This is a genomic window from Vibrio harveyi, from assembly GCF_030060435.1.
GTDB lineage: Bacteria > Pseudomonadota > Gammaproteobacteria > Enterobacterales > Vibrionaceae > Vibrio > Vibrio harveyi.
Window position 1 is genome coordinate 3034841 of record NZ_CP125875.1, and the last position, 21439, is coordinate 3056279.

At 46.7% G+C, this 21439-nt stretch carries 14 protein-coding genes, 4 tRNA genes and 3 rRNA genes; 8 read left to right on the top strand and 13 right to left on the bottom strand.

What is annotated here, in order from left to right; all coding sequences use genetic code 11:
* Positions 1 to 284 precede the first annotated feature (284 nt).
* Positions 285 to 698 (top strand): c-type cytochrome, encoded by a 414-nt coding sequence (locus QMY49_RS14345; RefSeq protein ID WP_005446350.1) that lies wholly within the window; start codon positions 285 to 287, stop codon positions 696 to 698.
* A gap of 72 nt (positions 699 to 770) precedes the next feature.
* Here the strand turns inward: QMY49_RS14345 and rep are convergent, their stop codons facing one another.
* A complete protein-coding gene (rep, locus tag QMY49_RS14350) occupies positions 771 to 2786 on the bottom strand; it encodes a DNA helicase Rep (protein WP_009703181.1) in 2016 nt (671 codons plus the stop codon).
* Between the two features lie 170 nt (positions 2787 to 2956).
* On the opposite strand from rep, the gene QMY49_RS14355 reads away from it, so the two are divergent.
* The 4 genes from QMY49_RS14355 (at position 2957) to ubiK (ending at position 8180) form a co-directional block, all read left to right on the top strand.
* Positions 2957 to 3538, top strand: a complete 582-nt coding sequence (locus QMY49_RS14355) for a TetR/AcrR family transcriptional regulator (protein ID WP_005446352.1) — start codon at positions 2957 to 2959, stop codon at positions 3536 to 3538.
* A gap of 18 nt (positions 3539 to 3556) precedes the next feature.
* Positions 3557 to 4663 (top strand): multidrug efflux RND transporter periplasmic adaptor subunit VmeC, encoded by a 1107-nt coding sequence (gene vmeC, locus QMY49_RS14360; protein ID WP_005446353.1) that lies wholly within the window; start codon positions 3557 to 3559, stop codon positions 4661 to 4663.
* Between the two features lie 11 nt (positions 4664 to 4674).
* The gene (gene vmeD / locus QMY49_RS14365) at positions 4675 to 7797 is read left to right on the top strand and encodes a multidrug efflux RND transporter permease subunit VmeD (RefSeq protein WP_005446354.1); all 3123 of its coding nucleotides are present in this window, start codon (positions 4675 to 4677) and stop codon (positions 7795 to 7797) included.
* 131 nt (positions 7798 to 7928) lie between these two features.
* Positions 7929 to 8180, top strand: a complete 252-nt coding sequence (gene ubiK, locus QMY49_RS14370) for a ubiquinone biosynthesis accessory factor UbiK (protein WP_005427244.1) — start codon at positions 7929 to 7931, stop codon at positions 8178 to 8180.
* Between the two features lie 379 nt (positions 8181 to 8559).
* Here the strand turns inward: ubiK and ilvC are convergent, their stop codons facing one another.
* The gene (gene ilvC, locus QMY49_RS14375; RefSeq protein WP_005446356.1) at positions 8560 to 10044 is read right to left on the bottom strand and encodes a ketol-acid reductoisomerase; all 1485 of its coding nucleotides are present in this window, start codon (positions 10042 to 10044) and stop codon (positions 8560 to 8562) included.
* A gap of 142 nt (positions 10045 to 10186) precedes the next feature.
* On the opposite strand from ilvC, the gene ilvY reads away from it, so the two are divergent.
* Positions 10187 to 11077, top strand: coding sequence for an HTH-type transcriptional activator IlvY (gene ilvY / locus QMY49_RS14380; protein ID WP_283312126.1), 891 nt, complete (start codon positions 10187 to 10189; stop codon positions 11075 to 11077).
* Positions 11078 to 11507: 430 nt separating this feature from the next.
* Here ilvY and QMY49_RS14385 read toward each other — a convergent pair.
* The 7 genes from QMY49_RS14385 to QMY49_RS14415 form a co-directional block, all read right to left on the bottom strand.
* A tRNA-Asp gene (locus QMY49_RS14385) sits at positions 11508 to 11584 on the bottom strand.
* Positions 11585 to 11652: 68 nt separating this feature from the next.
* Positions 11653 to 11769 (bottom strand): 5S ribosomal RNA (gene rrf / locus QMY49_RS14390).
* 93 nt (positions 11770 to 11862) lie between these two features.
* Positions 11863 to 14752, bottom strand: a 23S ribosomal RNA gene (locus tag QMY49_RS14395).
* 319 nt (positions 14753 to 15071) lie between these two features.
* Positions 15072 to 15147, bottom strand: a tRNA-Val gene (locus tag QMY49_RS14400).
* A 30-nt stretch (positions 15148 to 15177) separates the two neighbouring features.
* Positions 15178 to 15253, bottom strand: a tRNA-Lys gene (locus QMY49_RS14405).
* 2 nt (positions 15254 to 15255) lie between these two features.
* Positions 15256 to 15331, bottom strand: a tRNA-Glu gene (locus QMY49_RS14410).
* A gap of 89 nt (positions 15332 to 15420) precedes the next feature.
* Positions 15421 to 16972: ribosomal RNA gene (locus QMY49_RS14415) — 16S ribosomal RNA — on the bottom strand.
* Together the 16S, 23S and 5S rRNA genes with 4 tRNA genes alongside form the textbook arrangement of a ribosomal RNA operon.
* A 492-nt stretch (positions 16973 to 17464) precedes the next feature.
* Between QMY49_RS14415 and QMY49_RS14420 the strand changes: the two genes are divergently transcribed.
* Complete coding sequence (locus QMY49_RS14420) at positions 17465 to 18019, top strand: gamma carbonic anhydrase family protein (RefSeq protein ID WP_283312128.1); 555 nt, start codon at positions 17465 to 17467, stop codon at positions 18017 to 18019.
* A 20-nt stretch (positions 18020 to 18039) separates the two neighbouring features.
* On the opposite strand, the gene QMY49_RS14425 is transcribed toward QMY49_RS14420, so the two are convergent.
* The 4 genes from QMY49_RS14425 to tsaC form a co-directional block, all read right to left on the bottom strand.
* Positions 18040 to 18303 (bottom strand): DUF1488 family protein, encoded by a 264-nt coding sequence (locus QMY49_RS14425; RefSeq protein ID WP_005450963.1) that lies wholly within the window; start codon positions 18301 to 18303, stop codon positions 18040 to 18042.
* A 3-nt stretch (positions 18304 to 18306) separates the two neighbouring features.
* A complete protein-coding gene (aroE, locus tag QMY49_RS14430) occupies positions 18307 to 19140 on the bottom strand; it encodes a shikimate dehydrogenase (protein ID WP_283312130.1) in 834 nt (277 codons plus the stop codon).
* A 102-nt stretch (positions 19141 to 19242) separates the two neighbouring features.
* A complete protein-coding gene (gene hemF, locus QMY49_RS14435) occupies positions 19243 to 20160 on the bottom strand; it encodes an oxygen-dependent coproporphyrinogen oxidase (protein ID WP_005450967.1) in 918 nt (305 codons plus the stop codon).
* A gap of 34 nt (positions 20161 to 20194) precedes the next feature.
* Positions 20195 to 20752 carry an L-threonylcarbamoyladenylate synthase type 1 TsaC gene (tsaC, locus tag QMY49_RS14440; protein ID WP_017190968.1) on the bottom strand — a complete coding sequence of 186 codons (558 nt, stop codon included), beginning with the start codon at positions 20750 to 20752 and terminating at the stop codon, positions 20195 to 20197.
* A gap of 199 nt (positions 20753 to 20951) precedes the next feature.
* Between tsaC and purE the strand changes: the two genes are divergently transcribed.
* Positions 20952 to 21437, top strand: a complete 486-nt coding sequence (gene purE / locus QMY49_RS14445; RefSeq protein WP_005440742.1) for a 5-(carboxyamino)imidazole ribonucleotide mutase — start codon at positions 20952 to 20954, stop codon at positions 21435 to 21437.
* Positions 21438 to 21439 lie beyond the last annotated feature (2 nt).

A 21439-nucleotide genomic window follows, 5' to 3' on the forward strand; every position in this document is an offset into this window, starting at 1 on the left:
TGGTCTCTTTTTCGACAGTTATCTGCCTTTAAAGTGAATTTTTGATGTGATTCACGCCCTGTCATGGATAACTTGTTGTTTATTGCAACAAGTTATCGGGATATAATCACCCATTATTTACATTGATTTAACAGCTGCAACTTGGTTGTTCAATCACTCTAGACTGTTAGATAAGGTTTTTTGCTCACTATAGAAGCAATCACCTAAAACTTTATCCAACAGCTCTAAATACTCTAACTATATAAATAGGTAAGTCACTTACCTCGGAATGTGAAGTGGGTTTAATGGATATGTCTCGACGAATGATTAGCGTTTTGTTCGCTGCCTTAACTTTCTCTACGGCAGCTTTAGCTTCTGACATCAGCCAAACTGAATACGATGCGATCGCAGAACGCATCAAACCTGTCGGTGATGTTTACCTTGCAGGTGCGGAACCAGTAAAAGCAGAACCAACTGGTCCACGTGATGGCGCGGCAGTTTACGGTACCTTCTGTATTGCTTGTCACTCATCTGGCGTGAACGGTGCACCAAAAACTGGTGATGCTGGCGATTGGGCACCTCGTATTGCACAAGGCAAAGACGTACTGACCAACCACGCAATCCAAGGCTTCAACGCGATGCCAGCTAAAGGTACGTGTATGGACTGTTCTGATGACGAAATCATCGCAGCCATCGACCACATGATTGAAGGTCTATAATAAAGACATCAATGAAAAAGGCTTGCCGCGTGGCAAGCCTTTTTATTTTTGACAAATTAGAACCGTCCGTGACTACTTTTTAAACATTGCACGGATATTGGCAATATGTGCCTGACCTTTCGCCATACGCTCTTCCGCTGATACTGGCTTTTTGTTTGCTTCCCATTCAACGTCATCAAATGGCAGCTCATCGAGAAAACGGCTTTGGGTCGGCTTGATCAATTCACCAAACTGTCGGCGCTCTTTACACATGGTAAAAGTCAGCTCGCGCTGTGCACGCGTAATACCTACGTACATCAATCGACGCTCTTCTTCGACGTTGTCTTCATCAATACTGGTTTGGTGTGGCAAAATACCCTCTTCCGAACCAATCAAGTAAACAAATGGGAACTCGAGGCCTTTCGACGCATGTAGTGTCATCAATTGCACCGCATCACTGTCTTCATCTTCCTCACCACGTTCCATCATGTCGCGCAGAGTAAGACGCTGAACCACCTCTTTTAACGTCTTTTCTTCTTGGTCGTAGTTATCACCTTCTAAGTCAGCAACAATCCACGAGTAAAGATCAGAAACGTTCTTCATGCGCATTTCCGCCGCTTTCGGGCTTGCTGACGTTTCATACAGCCAGTCTTCATAATGAATATCACGTACAAGTGAACGTACCGCTTCAACGGTATCACCACGCTCTGCTTGATCGGCAATCGCAACTAACCACTGTGTAAAACGACGCAGGTTTTCCAAACCTCGGCCTGTAAGGTGCTGCTCCAATCCCATTTCAAAGCTGACTTCAAACAGACTTTTACCACGCATGTTGGCATAGCTGCCTAACTTCTCTAGTGTGACCGGACCGATTTCACGACGCGGTGTATTCACGATACGTAGGAACGCGTTGTCATCATCTGGGTTCACCAACACGCGCAGGTAAGCCATGATGTCTTTAATCTCGGCACGAGCAAAGAACGATGTGCCGCCAGATAGCTTGTATGGCACGCGGTTTTGCATCAGTGATTTTTCAATCAAACGCGATTGGTGATTACCTCGATATAGAATCGCATAATCTTTATATTCGGTGCGGTTTAGGAACTTGTGCGCAATCAACTCACCCGTTACGCGCTCCGCTTCGTGCTCTTCGTTCTTCGCCAGCAACACTTTGAGTTTTTCACCGTCAGGAATTTCCGAGAACAGCGATTTCTCATACACGTGCGGGTTATTCGCAATCAAGATGTTAGCTGCGCGCAGAATGCGACTCGTCGAACGGTAGTTTTGCTCCAACTTGATCAAACGCAGGTTAGGATAGTCTTCACCAAGTAACACAAGGTTCTGCGGCTTAGCACCACGCCATGAATAAATAGACTGGTCATCGTCACCTACTACGGTCAAACGACCGCGCTCACCAACGATTAACTTCACCAAATCGTATTGACTGGTGTTGGTGTCTTGATACTCATCCACCAATAAGTAACGAATGCGGTTCTGCCAACGTTGACGCACTTCTTCATTGTTACGTAGCAATTGCACTGGCAGAGAAATCAGGTCATCAAAGTCGAGCGCGTTGTACGCCTTCATTTGCTTCTGATACATCTCAAAACAGAAAGCAAACAGTTGTTGTTGCTCACCTTGAGCCAACGCTTTGGCTTGCTCCGGCGTCAGCATGTCGTTCTTCCAGTTGGAAATACAACTTAGCAACTGACGCAGCAGATCTTTGTCGCCATCTAGCTGCTTTTCTGTCAGCTCTTTAAGCAGCGCTAGCTGATCTTGATCATCAAATAAAGAAAAGCCCGCTTTCAAACCAAGGTGCTTGTACTCGCGCTTGATGATGTTTAGCCCCAAGGTATGGAACGTCGAGACCATCAAGCCTTTCGATTCAGCTTTGCCTAATGTCTGCCCTACACGCTCTTTCATCTCACGTGCAGCTTTGTTGGTAAAGGTCACCGCAGCAATATTACGCGCCTTGTAGCCACACTGCTGAACCAAATAAGCAATTTTATTGGTAATTACACGAGTTTTACCCGAGCCAGCACCCGCAAGTACCAAGCATGGGCCTGATACGTACTTAACGGCTTCGTCTTGTCTTGGGTTCAGCTTCATAAAAATTCTCTGCGGGTGGAAATAGTGGCGCCTATGATAAAGGGGTGAGTGTGTGAAAGCTACGGTCATTTTCACGTAATTTTTACACAGAGAGTTGCAACATTTTGTTGCATAAGCGACCACTCTTTACGCTATAATGAATGAACGTTCATTCATTGGGTGGTGGGGTTATGACCAATAACACTACTGGAGATAAATACGAGCAAATCATTGCAGCTGCCGAACGCTTAATCGCTGAGTCGGGCTTTCATGGTCTTTCCATGCAAAAGCTCGCAACTGAAGCAGGTGTCGCAGCGGGCACGATTTACCGATATTTCTCAGATAAAGAACATCTTTTGGAAGAGGTTCGCCTTACTGTTACCAAACGTATTGCGGACGCCGTTCAAGCGGATGTTCATGACGATATGCCTCTGAAAGAGCGTTACCGCACCATGTGGCTCAATATTTGGCACCTTGCTGGTTCAAATTTAGACACCTTAAGCAACCGTGTCCAATATGAATCACTACCTTGTACAAATCGTAAAGGAACTCGGGAACTTGAAAGGCAAATGTTTGCCCAAGTAGATCGTCTTTTCGATCAAGGTAAGGCGGAAGGGGTATTCAAACTCCTAGATAACGAGATTCTTTCAGGGTTGAGTTTCGAAGCTAGTGTTGCGCTTGCTAGAAAACATGCTTTGGGATTTTATCAGTTGGATGAAGACGCGCTGGAAGCAGCCGTTGAAGCTAGCTGGGATGCAATTATTAAACACTAACTTGGAGTTCTTAATAGAATGAAAAAGTGGACTTTCTTTATGTTGCTTATCGCGATTCTCCTATTCGGGAGCGTGATAGGTTTCAATTTATTCAAGCAACAGAAAATTGCTGAATACATGGCGAATCGTCCGGAACCAGAATTCCCAGTAACCGTAACAGAAGTAAAAGCGGTTGATTGGGTTCCTGTTATCGAGGCAATCGGCTTCATTGAACCTAACCAAGGTGTCACTGTTGCGAACGAAACCAGCGGCGTGATCGATAAGATCTCTTTCGACTCTGGTACTCAAGTTGAAGAAGGCCAACCTTTGGTTCTTCTGGACTCTGAGGTAGAAAAAGCAAATCTTAAGAGCTCACAAGCAAAACTGCCAGCAGCTCAAGCTAAGTACAAACGCTACCAAGGTCTTTTCAAAAAAGGCTCTATCTCTAAAGAAGCGTACGACGAAGCTGAAGCAAACTACTTCTCACTTAAAGCGGACATCGAAAGCTTGAAAGCGACCATTGACCGCCGTGAAATCAAAGCGCCTTTTGCTGGCGTGGTTGGTATTCGTAATGTTTATCTTGGTCAGTACCTACAAGCAGGTACCGATATCGTTCGTCTTGAAGACACCAGCGTGATGCGTCTACGTTTCACTGTTCCTCAAACGGACATCTCTCGCATCATGCTAGACCAAGAAGTGGACATCTTTGTTGATGCTTACCCTGATAAGCCTTTCAAAGGTTCTATCTCAGCGATTGAACCAGCAGTTAACGTTCAAAGTGGTCTGATCCAAGTTCAAGCCGACATTCCTAACAGCGATGGCAAACTTCGCAGCGGTATGTTCGCGCGTGCAAACATCATTCTGCCTAAGCTAGAGAACCAAGTAACGCTGCCACAAACGGCTATCACGTTTACGCTTTACGGCGACAACGTCTACATCGTGACTGAAGAAGACGGTGAAAAACGCGTTAAACAGCACGTTGTGAAAGTGGGTGAGCGTACTAAAGACATCGCGCATATCCTAGAAGGCGTGAAACCAGGTGACGTCGTGGTCACATCGGGTCAAATCCGTCTAAGTAACCACGCGAAAGTGACTATCGTTGAAGATGCAGCACTGACACCACCTGCTGAAACACCAATGCTTTAATTGGAGGCATCATGCGCTTTACTGATGTTTTTATTAAACGTCCAGTTTTAGCGGTATCGATCAGCTTTTTGATTGCGTTGCTTGGTTTGCAAGCCGTATTCAAGATGCAAGTTCGTGAATACCCTGAAATGACAAACACGGTGGTTACTGTAACCACCAGTTATTACGGTGCGAGTGCCGACCTGATCCAAGGCTTTATTACCCAGCCTTTGGAGCAAGCGGTAGCGCAGGCCGATAATATCGACTATATGACTTCATCCTCGGTGCTTGGTACGTCTACCATTACCGTAAACATGAAGTTGAACACCGACCCGAATGCGGCGCTGTCTGACATTCTGGCAAAAACCAACTCCGTTCGCTCACAGCTTCCAAAAGAAGCGGAAGACCCAACAGTAACGATGTCGACTGGCTCGACTACCGCGGTACTGTACATCGGTTTCACCAGTGACGAGTTGTCTTCTAGCCAGATCACCGACTATCTTGAGCGTGTAATCAACCCGCAGCTATTTACGGTAAATGGTGTATCGAAAGTTGACCTATACGGTGGTATGAAATACGCGCTACGCGTATGGCTAGATCCAGCGAAAATGGGCGCACTTAAGCTGACAGCAACCGACGTGATGACGGTACTAAACGCCAATAACTATCAGTCGGCAACCGGTCAGGCGACAGGTGAATTCGTACTTTACAACGGTAGCGCAGATACTCAGGTATCCAACGTTGCTGAACTCGAAGCGCTGGTTGTTAAAACTGGTGAAGGTGACGTCATTCGTCTTGGCGACATTGCGAAAGTGACCTTAGAGAAGAGCCACGACGTTTACCGCGCAAGTGCGAACGGTCAAGAGGCTGTAGTTGCAGCGATCAACGCGGCACCAAGTGCTAACCCAATCAACATCGCGGCAGATGTGCTGAAACTTTTACCTCAATTAGAGCGTAACTTGCCAAGCAACATCAAAATGAACGTGATGTACGACTCAACTATCGCCATCAACGAATCTATTCACGAAGTTGTGAAAACCATTCTTGAAGCGGCAGTTATCGTACTTGTGGTAATCACTCTGTTCCTTGGTTCATTCCGTGCGGTAATCATCCCTATCGTTACTATCCCACTATCATTGATTGGTGTTGCGATGGTAATGCAGGCGATGGGCTTCTCGTGGAACTTGATGACACTTCTGGCAATGGTACTCGCCATCGGTCTGGTGGTGGATGACGCGATCGTGGTTCTTGAGAACGTCGACCGTCACATCAAAGAAGGGGAATCGCCGTTCCGTGCCGCTATCATTGGTACTCGTGAAATCGCTGTGCCAGTAATCGCAATGACACTGACACTAGGTGCGGTATACGCGCCGATCGCACTAATGGGCGGTATCACGGGCTCGCTATTTAAAGAGTTCGCATTAACCCTAGCTGGCGCGGTATTTGTGTCTGGTATCATCGCTCTGACTTTGTCGCCGATGATGTGTTCAAAAATGCTTAAGGCAAATGAAGAGCCAAGCAAGTTTGAGCAAAAAGTACATCACGTATTGGATGGCATGACCAACCGCTACGAGAAAATGCTGACCGCTGTTATGGCGCATCGCCCAGTGATCATTGCTTTCGCGATCATCGTGTTCGCAACGCTACCAATTCTGTTTAAGTTTATTCCAAGTGAATTGGCTCCTTCAGAAGATAAAGGCGTAGTAGTACTAATGGGTACAGCACCTTCGAACGCGAACTTGGACTACATCGAACACACCATGAATGACGTGAACAAGATTCTGTCTGATCAGCCAGAAGTAGAATACGCTCAGGTGTTTAACGGTGTACCAAACTCAAACCAAGCGTTCGGTCTAGCAACTCTTAAACCTTGGAGTGAGCGTGAAGCGAGTCAAGCTGATATTACCAAACGTGTAGGTGAACTAGTCGCTCACGTACCAGGCATGTCAGTTACCGCATTCCAGATGCCAGAGCTTCCTGGTGCTGGTTCAGGTCTGCCAATTCAGTTCGTTATCACCACACCAAACAGCTTCGAGAGCTTGTTTACTATCGCAAGCGATATCCTAGCTGATGTGTCTACCAGTCCAATGTTCGTTTACTCGGATCTGGATCTAAATTACGATTCAGCAACGATGAAGATCAGCATCGACAAAGACAAAGCCGGTGCCTACGGTGTGACCATGCAAGACATCGGTGTAACGCTAAGTACTATGATGGCGGACGGTTACGTAAACCGTATCGACCTAAATGGTCGTTCATACGAGGTTATCCCTCAGGTTGAACGTAAATGGCGTCTAAACCCAGAGTCGATGAAGAACTACTACGTGCGTTCGGTTGACGGTAAAGCGGTACCATTAGGAAGCTTAATCACGATTGATGTTGTTGCAGAGCCTCGCTCACTGCCTCACTTCAACCAGCTAAACTCAGCAACGGTTGGTGCAGTACCTGCTCCAGGCGTAGCAATGGGTGATGCAATCAACTGGTTCGAAGACGTAGCACAAAACAAACTGCCATCAGGCTACAACCATGACTATATGGGTGAAGCTCGTCAGTTTGTAACGGAAGGTAGCGCACTATACGCAACTTTCGGTTTAGCACTGGCGATCATCTTCCTAGTACTGGCGATTCAGTTTGAATCTATCCGCGATCCAATCGTAATCATGGTATCGGTGCCGCTAGCGGTATGTGGTGCATTGATTGCTCTGGCGTGGGGTACGGCATCGATGAACATCTACTCGCAGGTTGGTTTGATTACTCTAGTTGGTCTGATCACCAAGCACGGTATCCTGATCTGTGAAGTAGCGAAAGAAGAGCAGTTACACAACAAACTGTCTCGTATCGATGCGGTAATGGAAGCGGCTAAAGTTCGTCTACGTCCAATCCTGATGACAACAGCGGCGATGATTGCAGGTCTGATCCCACTGATGTACGCAACAGGCGCAGGTGCAGCTCAGCGTTTCAGTATCGGTATCGTAATCGTTGCCGGTCTAGCAATCGGTACACTGTTTACGCTATTCGTACTGCCTGTGATTTACAGCTACCTAGCTGAGAAACATAAGCCACTGCCAGTATTTGTTGAAGACAAAGACTTAGAAAAGCTAGCTCGAGTGGATGAAGCAAAAGCTGCTCATCGCGAATTAGCTGATAATAAGTAAGCGTAAAGCACTAAGAAAAAGGTCACTTCGGTGACCTTTTTTATTGCTGCTCTCTTTTTTACCATCTAAATGGCGACTTTCCCGTATCATTTACATAGAATGTGGGCAAATCAAAAGGAGTTTTAGCCACTATGTTTGACCCAAAGAAATTAGAGCAAATCGCTAAACAAATTCACGAATCAATGCCACAGCCAGTAAAAGAACTAGGCGCGGATGTTGATCAAAAAGTTCGCCAAGTAATCCAAGGTCAGCTAAACAAGCTAGACGTAGTTAGCCGCGAAGAATTCGACGTACAAACTCAAGTTCTGCTGCGTACTCGTCAAAAGCTGACAGAAATGGAAAAGAAATTGGCAGAGCTTGAAGAAAAGCTAGCTGATAAATAAGCGAAAAGCGACAAGAAAATTATAAGGGTTGATGTGAGAACATCAGCCCTTTTTGTTTATTGGGATTCGGGGGTTCGCTTCTATTTTGCCTTCTTAAGGACAAAATTCACCTTTATAAAAACAAAAAAGGCTTGGTCAACGGCGACCAAGCCTTTTAATTAGATGTTGTGTTTTATGTTGTATTTATTGACCCCAGTCTGTCTGGAGTTCTTATCTGCTTTGCTTTAATGCAATTACGCAGATTGTATATTCGAAGCTAAGAGCTTTAGTCCCTTAAACGAATTGCGCTGAATTAAGGTTTCATTTCTAGGAGAAGGCGCGGAGTTTACGATAGTAAATGAGCACCTTCGACACCGAAATGGAACCTTAAGGCAAGTAATTAGCCGCCTACAGCGATGTTCTTCATATCAGTCATATACCCACGTAGCTCTTCACCAATGTACTCCACTGGGTGGTTACGGATAGCATCATTTACAGCGATAAGAGTCGCGTTATCTACTTGGTTAGAAGTTTCACCTAGACCCTTACCAATTACGTCAGTATTTACTGCTGGCATAAACTTCTCACGTAGAAGCGGTGTTGCTACGTTAGCGAACAGGTAGTTACCGTATTCCGCAGTGTCTGAGATAACCACGTTCATCTCGTATAAACGCTTACGTGCGATAGTGTTCGCGATCAGCGGTAGCTCGTGTAGAGACTCGTAGTAAGCAGACTCATCGATAATGCCAGATGCTGTCATTGCTTCGAACGCTAGCTCAACACCAGCACGAACCATAGCAACCATCAGGATACCGTTGTCGAAGTACTCTTGCTCAGAGATTTCTACGTCAGTTTCTGGGTAGTTTTCGAAAGCAGTTTCACCCGTTTCTGCACGCCAGCCTAGTAGGTTTGCATCGTCGTTTGCCCAGTCAGCCATCATTGTGCTAGAGAAGTGACCTGTGATGATGTCATCCATGTGCTTGTTGTATAGCGGACGCATCAGCTCTTTTAGCTCTTCAGAAAGCTCAAATGCTTTTACTTTTGCTGGGTTTGATAGACGATCCATCATGTGAGTGATACCACCAAACTTCAGTGCTTCAGTGATGGTTTCCCAACCGTATTGAAGAAGCTTACCTGCGTAGCCTGGATCGATACCATCAGCAATCATCTTCTCGTAACATACGATAGAACCAGCCTGTAGCATGCCGCAAAGGATAGTTTGCTCACCCATTAGGTCAGATTTCACCTCAGCAACAAAAGAAGACTCTAGACAGCCGGCACGGTGACCACCTGTTGCTGCTGCCCAAGCTTTCGCGATATCCCAACCTTCACCTTTAGGGTCATTCTCTGGATGAACAGCGATAAGAGTCGGTACACCGAAGCCACGCTTGTATTCTTCACGAACTTCCGTACCCGGACATTTAGGCGCAACCATTACTACCGTTAGGTCTTTACGGATTTGCATTCCTTCTTCAACAACGTTGAAACCGTGTGAGTAGCCTAGTGCTGCGCCTTCTTTCATCAACGGCATTACCGTCTCAACAACGTTTGTGTGTTGCTTATCTGGAGTAAGGTTTACGACTAGGTCAGCTTGTGGAATTAGCGTTTCGTAGCTACCCACTTCAAAGCCGTTGTCTTTTGCGTTTTTGAATGACTGGCGTTGCTCATCAATTGCCGCTTGGCGAAGCGCATAAGCAACGTCTAGACCAGAATCGCGCATGTTTAGACCTTGGTTAAGACCTTGAGCACCACAACCTACGATGACCACTTTCTTACCTTTTAGGTAATCTGCTTCTGATGCGAATTCTTCGCGGTCCATAAAGCGACAACGACCAAGTTGGTCCAATTGCTCACGCAAGTTTAGGGTATTGAAATAGTTAGCCATCTGGGCGCTCCTTAACATTCTTCCATAGAGGTCGGTACTTGTGTTACCGAATGAGTTCATACTAAAACAGACATTCTGTTGCTGAAAGTGATATATTCACAATTACTTATTGCAATTAATGCAACATGGAAGTGAAGATTTAATGAACATCAAAAGCCTGCAGTTATTCATTCATCTATGTGATAGTAAGAGCTTCGCTAAGACAGCGGCGGCAATGCATATCAGCCCTTCTGCACTAAGCCGGCAGATCCAGAAATTGGAAGAAGAAACGCATCAACAGCTGTTCTTGCGTGATAACCGAAGTGTCGAGTTAACGGTTCAAGGAAAGAAGCTATTACCTGTTGCACTAAAGATCTTAGGGGAATGGCAGCAATACCAAAGTTACGTCAAAGGAACGGAAGACGAGTTAAAAGGGGAGATACGTTTATTTTGCTCGGTAACGGCAAGTTATAGCCATCTCCCAGAGCTTATTTCCGAATTCCGCATTCAGCATCCATTTATTGAATTCAAACTCTCTACCGGCGATCCAGCACAAGCCATCGATAAAATATTGGCGGATGAGGCTGATATCGCGATCTCTGCTAAGCCAGACCAACTGCCATCTAAAGTCTCCTTTGAACCAATCAGTGAGATTCCCCTATCGGTGATAGCGCCAGTTGGAGTCAGCAGCTTTGCAGAAGAACTGCAGAGAGAAAGTCCGGATTGGTCAACGATCCCTTTTATTGTCCCAGAAGCAGGCACAGCAAGAGAAAGAGCGAATGTTTGGTTCAAGCAAATGAAGATTAAACCAAATATCTACGCACAGGTGGCAGGACATGAAGCCATTGTCAGTATGGTGGCCTTGGGCTGCGGAGTCGGTATTGCACCGGATGTGGTAATCAACAACAGCCCTGTAAGAGAGAAGATAAATAGGCTTAAAGTTTTGCCTATCAAACCATTCGAGCTCGGTGTTTGCTGCATTAGAAGCCAGCTGGAAAACCCTTTGGTTAAAGCATTATGGGAAGTAGCAGAAAGTAAATATATCTCACTGTAGGCATACATCATTCAAATAAGTATTCGAAGCCCGTTACACAAGTAACGGGCTTTTTAGTTACAGTTAATTTTGAACATAAAATCTAGATCAGCACTAAATAGCGCAACGTCACTGTTCATATAACAAAGATAGTACTAGAAAAACGATGAGAGTAAGTAAGCACTTACGTTTGGAGAGTTTTAAGGCTTAGAAAATAGCCAATGATAGAAGAGAAATAAGACCTTTATCCCACAGAGTTCGCTATGCTGCAGGGACTGGGCTCTGAAGATATCAACCCAATACAAAAGTTTTTTCTAAACAAGCGACAGAGCGGCTGGGCTTGCACGCAATTGAACTCGCACACGAGCGGAGTTCATACACCAATAGGTGAATTTGAATTGTCAGATACGAAAAAGCCCTAGCATTTCTGCTAGGGCTTTGTCTGAATAAGTGGCGGAGCGGACGGGACTCGAACCCGCGACCCCCGGCGTGACAGGCCGGTATTCTAACCAACTGAACTACCGCTCCGCACTGGTTAGACCTAAAGTCTAAGTTTTTGTCTTCACTTTTTCATAAAAAGTGAAAATAAAATACAAGCCTGGCGATGTCCTACTCTCACATGGGGAAGCCCCACACTACCATCGGCGCTAATTCGTTTCACTTCTGAGTTCGGAATGGAAGTCAGGTGGGTCCAAATCGCTATGGTCGCCAAGCAAATTCTTTAATTCGGAAAACTGATTTTAAGTTCTACATTACACACATTCAATGTTCTTACATTGAGTCCATCAAAACCCCTTGGGTGTTGTATGGTTAAGCCTCACGGGCAATTAGTACAGGTTAGCTCAACGCCTCACAACGCTTACACACCCTGCCTATCAACGTTCTAGTCTCGAACAACCCTTTAGGATACTTAAAGTATCAGGGAAGACTCATCTCAGGGCTCGCTTCCCGCTTAGATGCTTTCAGCGGTTATCGATTCCGAACTTAGCTACCGGGCAATGCGTCTGGCGACACAACCCGAACACCAGAGGTTCGTCCACTCCGGTCCTCTCGTACTAGGAGCAGCCCCCTTCAATCTTCCAACGCCCACGGCAGATAGGGACCGAACTGTCTCACGACGTTCTAAACCCAGCTCGCGTACCACTTTAAATGGCGAACAGCCATACCCTTGGGACCGACTTCAGCCCCAGGATGTGATGAGCCGACATCGAGGTGCCAAACACCGCCGTCGATATGAACTCTTGGGCGGTATCAGCCTGTTATCCCCGGAGTACCTTTTATCCGTTGAGCGATGGCCCTTCCATTCAGAACCACCGGATCACTATGACCTGCTTTCGCACCTGCTCGAACCGTCATTCTCGCAGTCAAGCGGGCTTATGCCATTGCACTAACCTCACGATGTCCAACCGTGATTAGCCCACCTTCGTGCTCCTCCGTTACGCTTTGGGAGGAGACCGCCCCAGTCAAACTACCCACCAGGCACTGTCCGCAACCCCGATTAGGGGTCAACGTTAGAACATCAACACTACAAGGGTGGTATTTCAAGGACGGCTCCACACAATCTAGCGACTGTGCTTCAAAGCCTCCCACCTATCCTACACATGTAGGGTCAATGTTCAGTGCCAAGCTGTAGTAAAGGTTCACGGGGTCTTTCCGTCTAGCCGCGGGTACACTGCATCTTCACAGCGATTTCAATTTCACTGAGTCTCGGGTGGAGACAGCGTGGCCATCATTACGCCATTCGTGCAGGTCGGAACTTACCCGACAAGGAATTTCGCTACCTTAGGACCGTTATAGTTACGGCCGCCGTTTACCGGGGCTTCGATCAAGAGCTTCGACCGAAGTCTAACCCCATCAATTAACCTTCCGGCACCGGGCAGGCGTCACACCGTATACGTCATCTTACGATTTTGCACAGTGCTGTGTTTTTAATAAACAGTTGCAGCCACCTGGTATCTGCGACTCTCAATAGCTCCATCCGCGAGGGACTTCACCGTCGAGAGCGTACCTTCTCCCGAAGTTACGGTACCATTTTGCCTAGTTCCTTCACCCGAGTTCTCTCAAGCGCCTTGGTATTCTCTACCCGACCACCTGTGTCGGTTTGGGGTACGATTCCTTACAATCTGAAGCTTAGAGGCTTTTCCTGGAAGCATGGCATCAATGACTTCACTACCGTAGTAGCTCGACGTCGTGTCTCAGCCTTAAAAAGAGCCGGATTTACCTAACTCTTAAGCCTACGCACTTGAACCTGGACAACCGTCGCCAGGCCCACCTAGCCTTCTCCGTCCCCCCATCGCAATTGTAAGAAGTACGGGAATATTAACCCGTTTCCCATCGACTACGCCTTTCGGCCTCGCCTTAGGGGTCGACTTACCCTGCCCCGATTAACGTTGGACAGGAACCCTTGGTCTTCCGGCGAGGAGGTTTTTCACCCCCTTTATCGTTACTCATGTCAGCATTCGCACTTCTGATACGTCCAGCATGCGTTACCACACACCTTCAACCGCTTACAGAACGCTCCCCTACCCAATGCACTAAAGTGCATTGCCGCAGCTTCGGTTTACTACTTAGCCCCGTTACATCTTCCGCGCAGGCCGACTCGACCAGTGAGCTATTACGCTTTCTTTAAATGATGGCTGCTTCTAAGCCAACATCCTGGCTGTCTGAGCCTTCCCACATCGTTTCCCACTTAGTAGTAATTTGGGACCTTAGCTGGCGGTCTGGGTTGTTTCCCTCTCCACGACGGACGTTAGCACCCGCCGTGTGTCTCCCGGATAGTACTTACTGGTATTCGGAGTTTGCAAAGGGTTGGTAAGTCGGGATGACCCCCTAGCCTTAACAGTGCTCTACCCCCAGTAGTATTCGTCCGAGGCGCTACCTAAATAGCTTTCGGGGAGAACCAGCTATCTCCAGGTTTGATTGGCCTTTCACCCCTAGCCACAAGTCATCCGCTAATTTTTCAACATTAGTCGGTTCGGTCCTCCAGTTGATGTTACTCAACCTTCAACCTGCCCATGGCTAGATCACCTGGTTTCGGGTCTATATCCAGAGACTGAACGCCCAGTTAAGACTCGGTTTCCCTACGGCTCCCCTAGATGGTTAACCTTGCCACTGAATATAAGTCGCTGACCCATTATACAAAAGGTACGCAGTCACACCACGAAGGTGCTCCTACTGCTTGTACGTACACGGTTTCAGGTTCTATTTCACTCCCCTCACAGGGGTTCTTTTCGCCTTTCCCTCACGGTACTGGTTCACTATCGGTCAGTCAGTAGTATTTAGCCTTGGAGGATGGTCCCCCCATATTCAGACAGGATATCACGTGTCCCGCCCTACTCGATTTCACTTTATATGCGTTGCCGGTTACGGGGCTATCACCCTGTATCGCACAACTTTCCAGAAGTTTCACCTGACGCATAAAAAGCTTAAGGGCTAGTCCAATTTCGCTCGCCGCTACTTTCGGAATCTCGGTTGATTTCTTTTCCTCGGGGTACTTAGATGTTTCAGTTCCCCCGGTTCGCTTCGCTGCGCTATGTATTCACGCAGCGATACTAGCTTATGCTAGTGGGTTTCCCCATTCGGAAATCCCAGACTCAAATGGTTTTTACTACCTAATCTGGGCTTATCGCAAGTTAATACGTCCTTCATCGCCTCTGACTGCCAAGGCATCCACCGTGTACGCTTAGTCACTTAACCATACAACCCGAAGGAGTTTCGAGTTGATGAACAAGTCACCAAAGTTGTCTGCAATTTTTATACATGATGCAGACTCGATTTTGCCGGACTCAAATTCCAAGAACACTTGAATGTGTTGTATTGGTGTTTGTCATAAAGACAAACATTGAGAACTTTACAAACAAACTTAAAAGTTTGTTTTGTCAGCTTTCCAAATTGTTAAAGAGCTATGTTTCTTCACAAGGAAGTACATTTTCTAAAGACTTTCAGAGACGAAGATTCTAACCACGTACGTTTTACTGAAGTGGTTTGGAATTCCTATCCAAAAATACTTAGAGAATGGTGGGCGATACCGGGCTCGAACCAGTGACCCCCTGCTTGTAAGGCAGGTGCTCTCCCAACTGAGCTAATCGCCCACGTAAGTTTTGATTCTTCGTGGAGAAGAATGGTGGGTCGTGCAGGATTCGAACCTGCGACCAATTGATTAAAAGTCAACTGCTCTACCAACTGAGCTAACGACCCAATGGTATCCCGTAGGGGAGTCGAACCCCTGTTACCGCCGTGAAAGGGCGGTGTCCTAGGCCTCTAGACGAACGGGACACTGGATTGAAGAGTTTGGGAACTCTTCCTCTCTTTACTTTATAAACCGTATCAATCTGTGTGGACACTCATCGTGAATAATCATCGTATAAGGAGGTGATCCAGCGCCAGGTTCCCCTAGCGCTACCTTGTTACGACTTCACCCCAGTCATGAACCACAAAGTGGTAAGCGTCCTCCCGAAGGTTAAACTACCTACTTCTTTTGCAGCCCACTCCCATGGTGTGACGGGCGGTGTGTACAAGGCCCGGGAACGTATTCACCGTGGCATTCTGATCCACGATTACTAGCGATTCCGACTTCACGGAGTCGAGTTGCAGACTCCGATCCGGACTACGACGCACTTTTTGGGATTCGCTCACTCTCGCAAGTTGGCCGCCCTCTGTATGCGCCATTGTAGCACGTGTGTAGCCCTACTCGTAAGGGCCATGATGACTTGACGTCGTCCCCACCTTCCTCCGGTTTATCACCGGCAGTCTCCCTGGAGTTCCCACCCGAAGTGCTGGCAAACAAGGATAAGGGTTGCGCTCGTTGCGGGACTTAACCCAACATTTCACAACACGAGCTGACGACAGCCATGCAGCACCTGTCTCAGAGTTCCCGAAGGCACCAATCCATCTCTGGAAAGTTCTCTGGATGTCAAGAGTAGGTAAGGTTCTTCGCGTTGCATCGAATTAAACCACATGCTCCACCGCTTGTGCGGGCCCCCGTCAATTCATTTGAGTTTTAATCTTGCGACCGTACTCCCCAGGCGGTCTACTTAACGCGTTAGCTCCGAAAGCCACGGCTCAAGGCCACAACCTCCAAGTAGACATCGTTTACGGCGTGGACTACCAGGGTATCTAATCCTGTTTGCTCCCCACGCTTTCGCATCTGAGTGTCAGTATCTGTCCAGGGGGCCGCCTTCGCCACCGGTATTCCTTCAGATCTCTACGCATTTCACCGCTACACCTGAAATTCTACCCCCCTCTACAGTACTCTAGTCTGCCAGTTTCAAATGCTATTCCGAGGTTGAGCCCCGGGCTTTCACATCTGACTTAACAAACCACCTGCATGCGCTTTACGCCCAGTAATTCCGATTAACGCTCGCACCCTCCGTATTACCGCGGCTGCTGGCACGGAGTTAGCCGGTGCTTCTTCTGTCGCTAACGTCAAATAATGCAGCTATTAACTACACTACCTTCCTCACGACTGAAAGTGCTTTACAACCCGAAGGCCTTCTTCACACACGCGGCATGGCTGCATCAGGCTTGCGCCCATTGTGCAATATTCCCCACTGCTGCCTCCCGTAGGAGTCTGGACCGTGTCTCAGTTCCAGTGTGGCTGATCATCCTCTCAGACCAGCTAGGGATCGTCGCCTTGGTGAGCCATTACCTCACCAACTAGCTAATCCCACCTAGGCATATCCTGACGCGAGAGGCCCGAAGGTCCCCCTCTTTGACCCGAAGGTATTATGCGGTATTAGCCATCGTTTCCAATGGTTATCCCCCACATCAGGGCAATTTCCTAGGCATTACTCACCCGTCCGCCGCTCGACGCCGTTATCGTTCCCCGAAGGTTCAGATAACTCGTTTCCGCTCGACTTGCATGTGTTAGGCCTGCCGCCAGCGTTCAATCTGAGCCATGATCAAACTCTTCAATTTAAGATTTTGTTCGGCTCAATGAATACTGAACATTACATAAGTAATGTTTGAATTGACTGTGCTGAATCTTTCGATTCAATGGTCACTTCGTTTCATTGAAACCTAATTCGATACCGAAGTATCTAATTGGATTATCATCAACGAGTGCCCACACAGATTGATAGGTCTATATTGTTAAAGAGCTTTCCTATTGAGCTTTGCTCAAATCGGATGGCCATTTTAGCGAGTTAAAGTTTAGTGTCAATCACTTTTTTCAAACTTTTTATCAAGCGTTTCCGCTTGGCTAATTGGCTTGCTAACTTGACTTCGTTTCTTTCGAAGCGTTGCCGTGTCAGCGAGGTGGCATTATAGAGATTGCGATCACATTGGCAAGCCCTTTTTCTCGTTTTTTTTGATTTTTTTATTGTTTGAGTGTTTTTTATTCTAAAAGGCGAGTTTTTGCTACTCTTCCCTCCAGATATCCCGATTATTAACGCTTTATAAGGAGTAAAGATGGGTTCTATTAGAAGTTATAAAGGTATTCGACCTCAACTAGGCAAGCGCGTATATGTCGACTCAACTTCTGTTCTTGTCGGTGATATCCAAATTGGTGACGACTCGAGTGTTTGGCCATTAGTTGCAGCTCGTGGTGATGTGAACCATATCCACATTGGTGCTCGAACCAATATTCAAGATGGTAGCGTACTGCATGTAACCCATAAAAATACTGAGAATCCCAACGGCTATCCGCTAATCATTGGTAATGATGTCACTATTGGTCATAAAGTCATGTTGCACGGCTGCGAAATCCACGATCGTGTATTGGTTGGTATGGGAGCGATCGTTTTAGATAACGTTGTTGTCGAATCAGACGTAATGATAGGCGCTGGAAGTTTAGTCCCACCGGGGAAAAGGTTGGAAAGCGGCTATTTATATGTTGGTAGTCCAGTAAAACAAGCTCGCCCCTTATCAGAGAATGAACGAGCTTTCTTACAAAAGTCTGCCAATAACTATGTACAGAATAAAAATGACTACATAAACGAAGTAGAAGACATCAACGACGAATGATGTAGTTGGTTAGCAATAAGCTAATCGATGATGATATTGCCTTCTTCATTGAAGGCTTCATCTTCAATTAGCTCTTCCGCGATTTCTTCTAGGTCGAATCGATAATCAATAAATACTTTAATTGCCGCTTGTTCAGTTTCAACCAGGGAGCCGCTAAGCTTTTCTAGCTTCTGCTTTGTTACATAGCATTCAATCAGAGCTCCTGATTGCTGCGCGGTAAAGTTTACCGCTTGTAATGTTTTATCCCATGATTGCATATCTGGGAATAAGATGGACTGATTCATCGTTTACTGACCTTCAAGGTTCTTTCTTAATTCTCTAAGGATTTGTTTTGCGCCAGGGCGTAAACCACGCCACAGCATAAAGCTTTCCGCAGCTTGTCCCACTAGCATCCCAAGACCATCATAAGCATGAGCGGCACCACTTTCTTTTGCCCATAAGTTAAAACTGGTCGTCCCTTGCCCGTAAATCATGTCGTAGCTCGTACTGTTAGCTGCAAAGATAGAAGAGGAGATACCCGGCAGCTCACCGCTTAGGGAAGCAGATGTGGAGTTAATAATCACGTCGAACTCATCACTAATATCATCCATCTCTTTGGCGATGATAGAGCCATGTGCAATAAACAACTCCGCAAGCTCCTGCGCTTTGCTGAAGGTTCGATTAGTAATGGTTAAAGAACTAGGCTTTTGATCAAGAAGTGGCTTGATCACTCCACGAGCGGCACCGCCAGCGCCAATGATCAGGATTCGCGCACCTTCTAACACAACTTGATGTTGAAGTAGGTCTTGAACCAAACCTGCTCCATCGGTGTTATCGCCAATGATCTCACCATCATCTAACTTCTTGAGCGTATTGACTGCCCCGGCTAACTGAGCACGTTCGGTCAGTCTACTAGCAAATTGATAAGCATCTTCTTTAAATGGCATGGTGATGTTGCACCCCTTGCCTCCTTCTGCAAAGAACAGCTTCGCTGCGTCAATAAAACCATTTACAGGAGCACTTTCTGCGGTATACACCAAAGATTGATTGGTTTGACGAGCAAACAAGGTGTGAATGAATGGCGACTTGCTGTGTCCAATAGGATTACCAAACACGGCATAGCGATCAATTTGCTGAGTCATTTCCTTACCTTTATTCCTTACCTACTATAGAGAAAAAACAGGGCCATCTGATTACAGATGACCCTATCACTATCTATCTATATAGAAAAGGAGATTCAACGCTTACCACTCTCGTGGCGTTAAGTATCGCTCGTAAAGTTCAGCCTCTGGAGAACCAGGTTGTGGCTCATAGCTGTATTCCCAACGCGCAAGTGGTGGCATCGACATAAGAATTGACTCTGTACGACCGCCACTTTGCAGACCAAATAGAGTCCCACGATCATACACTAGGTTGAATTCAACGTAGCGACCACGACGGTAAAGTTGGAATTCACGCTCACGCTCACTGAATTCAATTTCTTTACGACGAGACACTATCGGTAGGTAAGCTTGGCAGTATCCTTCACCAACCGCCTTGATGTAATCAAAACACTTGTCGAATTCCCACTGGTTTAGGTCATCAAAGAACAAACCACCAACACCACGAGTTTCATTTCGATGCGGTAGGAAGAAATACTTATCACACCAAGCTTTATGCTCTGCATAGACATCTTCACCGAAAGGTGCACAAAGTTGTTTTGCGGTTTCATGCCATGATTGGCAATCTTCTTCGAATGGATAGAAAGGTGTTAGATCAAAACCACCACCAAACCACCAAATAGGCTCTTCCCCCTCTTTCTCTGCGATAAAGAAGCGTACGTTAGCGTGAGAAGTCGGTACATATGGGTTGTGAGGATGGATAACCAAAGAAACACCCATCGCTTCAAAGCGGCGACCAGCTAACTCTGGACGATGCGCCGTAGCTGATGCTGGCATCTCATTACCTTCGACATGAGAGAAATTCACTCCCCCTTGCTCAAAAACGTCACCATCACGCAAAACACGGGTACGACCACCACCACCAAGGCGCTCCCCTTTTTCACGTTGCCATGCGTCTTCAACAAAGACGGCCTTTCCATCTTCTTGTTCTAACTGCTGACAAATGGAATCCTGAAGTGACATCAGGAACTGTTTTACGGCGTGCTTATCGATTGCTGACATACGTGTAGTACCTATTGATTGCTGACTAGCAGGGTTAGCCCTGTCTTAATATTTGCGAGGTTTTAGCATCACGAATTTCACTAGGCTTGTCACGACCGCTGGTTTCACCACGTAAGATCGCCACAAGCCGGTCACCCAATTGTTGCTCTACTTCTTCAGTCGTCATACAAGGAGGCTGACCAGTGAGGTTCGCGCTGGTAGAGGTTAGCGGCTTTCCGAAAGCATTACACATCTTTTGTACCAAAGGATGATCCGTCACACGCACTGCAATCGAATCAAATTGCCCCGATACCCAATGAGAAACTTTGTCACTCGCAGGCATAATCCAAGTGTATGGACCTGGCCACGTTGCGTGTACTTTATCTAACTGCTCTTGAGTCAACTGAGATTCATCAACATAAGGCAAAAGCTGTTCATAGTTTGCCGCAATTAAGATTAATCCTTTCTCAACAGGGCGTTGTTTTAGCTCTAGCAATTTTTGAATCGCTTCTGGGTTATCTGGGTCACAGCCAACACCAAACACCCCCTCTGTTGGGTAGGCAATCACTTCGCCTTTTTGTAGTGCTTCTAGCACCTGTTCAAAGTTCTCCACCGATACTTCCTGATAATCTTGTCTGTTGTGTTTGTACTAAGTGTACAAATATTCATTCTCAGAGACTAAAGCAATTTGTTTATAAAATGTATCAATCGTATTTACAAACGCACGCAAACGTTTGCTTGAGGTAAAAATCCCCGTATAATGCGCACAAATTTATCAGCTCACCTAATTTTGCAGCTTGAAGGAGTTTGAGATGAAAGTCGGTATCATCATGGGTTCTAAATCAGATTGGCCAACCATGAAACTAGCAGCGGACATGCTGGATCAATTTGGCGTGTCTTACGAAACAAAGGTGGTGTCAGCTCACCGTACTCCTCAATTGTTGGCTGATTACGCAAGCAGTGCTAAAGAACGTGGCATTAAAGTCATCATCGCAGGTGCGGGCGGTGCTGCCCACCTACCAGGCATGGCGGCGGCGTTTACCAGCGTACCTGTACTTGGCGTTCCCGTTCAGTCTCGCGCACTGAAAGGCATGGACTCACTACTTTCTATCGTACAGATGCCAAAAGGTATTGCGGTTGGTACATTAGCTATTGGCGAAGCAGGCGCAGCAAACGCTGGTATCCTAGCGGCTCAAATCCTTGGTACACATGATGAAGCGATCATGGCAAAAGTCGAAGCGTTCCGTAACGAACAAACGGAAACCGTATTGGCGAACCCAAACCCTGCTGAGGATTAATC

Excerpts from the sequence above, each read along its gene's own strand:
- QMY49_RS14345 (WP_005446350.1), top strand. The coding sequence starts at position 285 with ATGGATATGTCTCGACGAATGATTAGCGTTTTGTTCGCTGCCTTAACT.
- rep (WP_009703181.1), bottom strand. The coding sequence starts at position 2,786 with ATGAAGCTGAACCCAAGACAAGACGAAGCCGTTAAGTACGTATCAGGC.
- QMY49_RS14355 (WP_005446352.1), top strand. The coding sequence starts at position 2,957 with ATGACCAATAACACTACTGGAGATAAATACGAGCAAATCATTGCAGCT.
- vmeC (WP_005446353.1), top strand. The coding sequence starts at position 3,557 with ATGAAAAAGTGGACTTTCTTTATGTTGCTTATCGCGATTCTCCTATTC.
- vmeD (WP_005446354.1), top strand. The coding sequence starts at position 4,675 with ATGCGCTTTACTGATGTTTTTATTAAACGTCCAGTTTTAGCGGTATCG.
- ubiK (WP_005427244.1), top strand. The coding sequence starts at position 7,929 with ATGTTTGACCCAAAGAAATTAGAGCAAATCGCTAAACAAATTCACGAA.
- ilvC (WP_005446356.1), bottom strand. The coding sequence starts at position 10,044 with ATGGCTAACTATTTCAATACCCTAAACTTGCGTGAGCAATTGGACCAA.
- ilvY (WP_283312126.1), top strand. The coding sequence starts at position 10,187 with ATGAACATCAAAAGCCTGCAGTTATTCATTCATCTATGTGATAGTAAG.
- QMY49_RS14420 (WP_283312128.1), top strand. The coding sequence starts at position 17,465 with ATGGGTTCTATTAGAAGTTATAAAGGTATTCGACCTCAACTAGGCAAG.
- QMY49_RS14425 (WP_005450963.1), bottom strand. The coding sequence starts at position 18,303 with ATGAATCAGTCCATCTTATTCCCAGATATGCAATCATGGGATAAAACA.
- aroE (WP_283312130.1), bottom strand. The coding sequence starts at position 19,140 with ATGACTCAGCAAATTGATCGCTATGCCGTGTTTGGTAATCCTATTGGA.
- hemF (WP_005450967.1), bottom strand. The coding sequence starts at position 20,160 with ATGTCAGCAATCGATAAGCACGCCGTAAAACAGTTCCTGATGTCACTT.
- purE (WP_005440742.1), top strand. The coding sequence starts at position 20,952 with ATGAAAGTCGGTATCATCATGGGTTCTAAATCAGATTGGCCAACCATG.